At 63.7% G+C, this 4,995-nt stretch carries 9 protein-coding genes; all 9 read right to left on the reverse strand.

Going from position 1 to position 4,995, the window contains the following annotated elements; genetic code table 11:
• The coding region (locus JCM12296_RS32285; protein WP_246805215.1) for a chorismate synthase at nucleotides 1-291 on the reverse strand (291 nt) is incomplete at its 3' end.
• The gene (locus JCM12296_RS49970) at nucleotides 282-386 is read right to left on the reverse strand and encodes a chorismate synthase (protein ID WP_246805217.1); all 105 of its coding nucleotides are present in this window, start codon (nucleotides 384-386) and stop codon (nucleotides 282-284) included. The genes JCM12296_RS32285 and JCM12296_RS49970, both read right to left, overlap by 10 nt.
• Complete coding sequence (aroL, locus tag JCM12296_RS32290; RefSeq protein ID WP_054701752.1) at nucleotides 376-906, reverse strand: shikimate kinase AroL; 531 nt, start codon at nucleotides 904-906, stop codon at nucleotides 376-378. Before aroL ends, JCM12296_RS49970 begins: the two co-directional genes overlap by 11 nt.
• Nucleotides 903-1,898, reverse strand: coding sequence for a 3-phosphoshikimate 1-carboxyvinyltransferase (gene aroA / locus JCM12296_RS32295; protein WP_281492235.1), 996 nt, complete (start codon nucleotides 1,896-1,898; stop codon nucleotides 903-905). Before aroA ends, aroL begins: the two co-directional genes overlap by 4 nt.
• A 67-nt stretch (nucleotides 1,899-1,965) precedes the next feature.
• Entirely contained in the window at nucleotides 1,966-2,229 is a 264-nt protein-coding gene (locus JCM12296_RS48580) for a hypothetical protein (protein WP_281492236.1), read from the reverse strand.
• Between the two features lie 9 nt (nucleotides 2,230-2,238).
• Nucleotides 2,239-2,619 carry a shikimate dehydrogenase family protein gene (locus JCM12296_RS46540; protein ID WP_246805219.1) on the reverse strand — a complete coding sequence of 127 codons (381 nt, stop codon included), beginning with the start codon at nucleotides 2,617-2,619 and terminating at the stop codon, nucleotides 2,239-2,241.
• Nucleotides 2,616-3,068: a shikimate dehydrogenase family protein gene (locus JCM12296_RS46545; protein ID WP_246805221.1), complete on the reverse strand. Its 453-nt coding sequence runs from the start codon at nucleotides 3,066-3,068 to the stop codon at nucleotides 2,616-2,618. Before JCM12296_RS46545 ends, JCM12296_RS46540 begins: the two co-directional genes overlap by 4 nt.
• 19 nt (nucleotides 3,069-3,087) lie before the next feature.
• Nucleotides 3,088-4,182 (reverse strand): prephenate dehydratase, encoded by a 1,095-nt coding sequence (gene pheA, locus JCM12296_RS32305; RefSeq protein WP_054701754.1) that lies wholly within the window; start codon nucleotides 4,180-4,182, stop codon nucleotides 3,088-3,090.
• Between the two features lie 359 nt (nucleotides 4,183-4,541).
• The coding region (locus tag JCM12296_RS32310) for a zinc-dependent alcohol dehydrogenase (protein ID WP_157068101.1) at nucleotides 4,542-4,995 on the reverse strand (454 nt) is incomplete at its 5' end.

Below are 4,995 nucleotides of genomic sequence, written 5' to 3' on the forward strand. Positions count from 1 at the left end.
CTCGCGGGCGCTGGAACGGCCGCCGCCGGACGAGGCGCGGATGCCGTACTTCATCTGGTAGGTGTAATCCGCGTGGGAAGGCCGGGGAATCTTGCGCATCTCGCGGTAATCCCCGGGGCGCTGGTCCTTGTTGTAAACCATCATGCCGATGGGCGTTCCCAGGGTGACCCCGTTTTCCACACCGGAAAAGAGGGTGACCTGGTCGGCTTCCTGGCGATCGGTGGTCAAGCGGCTCTGGCCCGGTCGCCGGCGGTCCAGCTGGGGCTGGATATCGCTCTCGGTCAGGGGCATGCCCGGCGGCAGCCGTCCAGAATCGCGCCCACGCCCTTGCAGTGGGATTCGCCAAAGGTGGAGACTTTCAAGAGAGTACCGAAGCTACTGGACATCTTCCTTTTCCTCCAAGTAATCGATAATCCGCTGGACAACCGCGTCGATGGGGCGGTGATCCGTGGTGATGGTCAAATCCGCAGCGTTCTGGTAAAGCGGCACGCGCTCGGCGAGCACCGCATCGATCTCTTCCATCAGCCCCCGATCGGTCAGCGACGGCCGGTTGGCGGCGGTGGCCGGGTCGGCCATCAAGCGGGCGGCGATGGTTTCCCGGGTGGCCGTCAGCCAGACCACCACGCCGTGCCGCTTCATGGTGGCCACGTTGCGGGGGTCGAGGATCACGCCGCCACCGGGCGAAACCACCTGGTTGCTGCCGGTGGCAACGGTTTCCAGTGCCTCGCGTTCGCGCGCGCGGAAAAAAAGCCAGCCGCTGGCGGCCACCATCGCGGCGATGCTGATGCCGGCGGTGGCGACCACGCGTTCGTCCAGGTCCACGAAAGGCCGATTCAAGCGACGGGCCAGCAATTTTCCCACGCTGGTCTTGCCCGTGCAGCGGTAGCCGATCAAAAACAGGTTCACGATGCACCACCGGAGGCGGACAGGCGCTCCCACACCTGCCAGAAGTCGGGAAAGGATTTCTCCACGCAACCCGGATCCTTGATTTTCACCCCGGGCACCTTCAGGCCGGCCATGGCGAAGCTCATGGCCATACGGTGGTCGTCGTAGGTCTCGATCACGGCCCCTCGCGGGCTGCCGCCGGTCACCCGCAGCCCGTCCGCCTCGGCCACGGCGTCGATCCCCATCTTCTTCAGTTCGCTGCAGGTGGCGGTGAGCCGGTCGCTCTCCTTGGCCTTGAGATGGGCGACGTTCTCGATCACCGTGGTGCCTTGGGCAAAGGCCGCCACCACCGCCAGGGTGGGCACCATGTCGGGCATGTCGGCCATGTCCACGGTCACGGCCTTCAAGGGCCCGCCGGTCACGGTGATCCCCTCGGGGACATGCTCCACCCGGCAGCCCATGCGCTCGAAGACCCCGGCCAGGCGGACGTCACCCTGGCTGGAAGCGGTCGATACGCCGCCCACCGTGACGCTGCCGCCGGTGATGGCCGCCGCCCCCCAGAAATAGCCGGCCTGGGAGGCATCCGGTTCCACGGTATAGTCGCCGGCGCGGTAGGTCTGGCCGCCGGCAACGTCAAAACGGGTGTAGCCGTCACGCGCGACGGTGATGCCGAAACGGTTCAGGATATCCACGGTCATGTCCACATAGGGCCGGGAAACCGGGCCGTGGGAGACCGTGATCGACATGCCGTCACGGGTGCAGGGGGCCATGAGCAAAAGGGCCGAGAGAAACTGGCTGCTGACACTGCAATTGATATCCACCCTCCCGCCGACCGCCTGGCCGCCCGGCACCGCCACCGGCGGGCAGCCGTTGTTCTCCAAGGCCCGGGCCGCGATGCCCAATTGGTTGAGAGCCTCCAGCAAATGACCGATGGGCCGATGGTACATGCGCGGGGTGCCGGTCAGGGTATACAGGCCCTCGCCCAGGGCCGCGACACCGGCCAATAAACGCATGGAGGTGCCGAGTTGGCCAGGTAGATCTCCTGCGCGCAAGGTTTGAAACGGCCGTTTTGCCCCTGGATCACGATCTCGCTTTCGCGGTCATCGACCCCGCGCCCAACTTGGCCAGGGCCGCCAGGGTCAACAGGGTATCCTGACTGCGCAGGGGGGCGCGCACCGTGCTGGTGCCATCGGCCAGGGCCGCGGCAATCAGGGTACGATGGGTGTAACTCTTGGATCCGGGCACGCGGATGTGCGCATGGGTGATACGGTGAGGTTTGATTTCGATCATGGTGTCGGTCCCATTTAAAATGAAGATACGCGTAACGCCGATATCGGGCTTCATACCAATCCGTCACGGATTGGCGCCAAGTGCGGATAGCACCGTGCTTCGCATCAATTGAACCGGCGCCGTTTTGCCGGTCCAGCGTTCGAATTGGATGGCCCCCTGGTGAACGAACATGGCCACCCCGTCCACCACCCGGCAACCGATGGCCCGGGCCGTGCGCAACAGGCGGGTTTCCAAGGGGTTGTAGACGATATCCATCACCGTCATGCCCGGCCGCAGGCAATCGTCGGAAACGGGCGTGCGATCCACATCCGGGGTCATGCCCAGGGGGGTGGTGTTGATCAGGATATCGATGCCATCACCGGTGAAATCGGCCGGGGCCATGCAATCGCCATCCAGCTCGGCGGCCAGCCGGCCGCCCTTGGCCGTGTCCCGGTTGACAATCAAAAGACGTCCGCCATGCAGCTTGACGCCGTAGGCACCGCCCGGGCCGCGCCGCCGGCTCCGAGCACGGCCACCTGCTTGCCGTCGATGGGGGTCTGCTCCATCAGGGCGGTCATGGCACCAGGGCTGTCCGAGTTGAAGCCCACCAGGCGGCCATCCGCATTGACGACGGTATTGACCGCACCGATGCGGCGCGCCGTCGGCTCCACCTCGTCCAAGAGATCCATGATGGCCACCTTGTGGGGAAGGGTCACGCTGATCCCGCCCAGGTGGAGGGCCCGCATACCGGCCACGGCCCCGGCGAGATCCTTGACGGGAAAGGCCACATAGACCCCGTCCACACCGATGGCGTGGAAGGCGGCATTATGCATCAGCGGGCTGAGGCTGTGCCCCACGGGATCGCCGATCACCCCGTAAACGGCGGTACGCGCGCCAATGGCGGATCGGGACATGGCTACACCCCCTGCCCCATCAGGGATAGGATCCCAGGGTTTTCAGGTAGAGGGTGTGCGGCCGGATCATCTCGACGGCCCTCTGGATGCGTTCCTCTTCCTGGTGCCCCTCCAGGTCGATGAAAAAGAAATGGCTCCAGCTCTCATGACGGGTGGGCCGCGACTCGATCTTGAGCAAGTTGATCGACGCATCCGTAATGGGCGTCAGGGCACCGGCCAAGGCGCCGGGAACATGCGCCAGGGCGAACATCAGGGAGGTCTTGTCCTTGCCCGATGGCCGGGCGCGCTCCTTGCCGATCACCAGAAAGCGCGTGGGCGGCCGGGAGAAATCCTCGATCTTGGAAGCCGCCGCTTCCAGCTTGAAAAGCGCCGCCGCCCCGCAACCGGCAATGGCGGCCACGTCCTTGTGCGCCAGTGCCTGTTCCACGGCAAAGGCGCTGGAGCTGCACTCTTTCAGTTCAGCCTTCGGCAAGTATTGATTCAGCCAGGCCCGGCACTGGTTGAGGGCCTGGGAGTGGGCGAACACGCTGGCCACACCCGACAGGCCGATTTCCTGGGCCAGAAGATCATAGGAGACCGGCTGGTAGCGCTCGGCGCAGATGCTCAGTTCCGACTCGAAAAAAAGATCCAGGGTGTGCCGCACCGAGCCTTCCACGGAGTTCTCCACCGGTACGACCCCGTATTCGCAGGCCCCCTTCTCCACCTCGCTGAAAATCTCGCGGATACTGGGTTGGGGCACGTAGGTGACCGAATAGCCGAAGTGGCTGGTGGCCGCCAAATGGGTGAAGGTCGCCTCGGGCCCCAGGTAGGCCACCCGTTGGGAGGCCTGGATGGACCGCGCGGCGGCGATGATGTCGATGAAAATATGGTGCAGCACGTTGGGGTTGAGGGGCCCCTTGTTGAGCGCCGTCAACCGCCGCAGGATCTCGCTCTCCCGGGTGCTGTCGACCACCCGGTTGCCGCTGGTCTTCTTCAGCTCGCCGATACGCTTGGCCAGGTTGAGGCGCCGGTTGATCAATTCAAGAATGGTATTGTCGATATCGTCGATCCCTTGGCGGATCTCGCAAATATCGGTCGTCATCGTGCAATCCTGGGGGGTCCCGCCTTCATCCATGGTCGTGGTCCGCTCCTGTGATAGCAAAGGGCCGGGGAGAGTCTTCTCCACGGCCCTTTAAAAAGAAAGAGCCGTGGGTTTTAGGTCTGCCCACGGCTCGGTTTGTCTTTCGGGGTGTTTCAGGACATTCAGCGCGCGCCGGGCAGACCCTTGCTAAAGCAATAAAAGCAAAAATAGCTGCCGGTAAAAAAGTGAAACATCGCCTCTGTCCTTTTACGTCAATCTGTTGATTCTGCGCATAAGTACAGGCTTGGCGGTGACCTGTCAAGTTCTTTTACGCAGGATTGATGGGTTCGTCAGAAGCCCGATATCGGCGTTACGCGGATCCTTCGTCACTGCAGGGTCCATGGCGTTGTGGGTTAATCCGTGATTGCCGGATCGAGCACGACCTTCATCGGCACTGCATCGGGATCATCTCCGCCGACCAGGGCCAAGGCTTCTCTGGCCTTTTCCAGGGGAAAGCGGTGACTGATCATCTCCTTGAAGGGATATTTTCCACGCCTGACGATCTCGATGGCGGCCCGCACCGCGCGGCTGTCATGGGAGAAGACGCCGATCAGGCGGATCTCCCGATAGACGGCCCGATCCAGCGGCAATGGGATTTCCGTATTCCCGCCATACAATCCCGGCAGAATCACCGAGGCGCCGGTACCGGCCAAATTGAAGGCCAGCCGCGCACCGCTGGGGTGACCGCTGGCATCCATCACCAAATCGGCCATGCGGCCCTGGGTGGCGGCAGCCACGGCCGGCTCCGCATCCTCCTGATCGATATTAACCACCTGGTCGGCCCCGAACCGGCGGGCCATTTCCAGG

The organism is Desulfosarcina cetonica JCM 12296 (assembly GCF_001311845.1).
GTDB lineage: Bacteria > Desulfobacterota > Desulfobacteria > Desulfobacterales > Desulfosarcinaceae > Desulfosarcina > Desulfosarcina cetonica.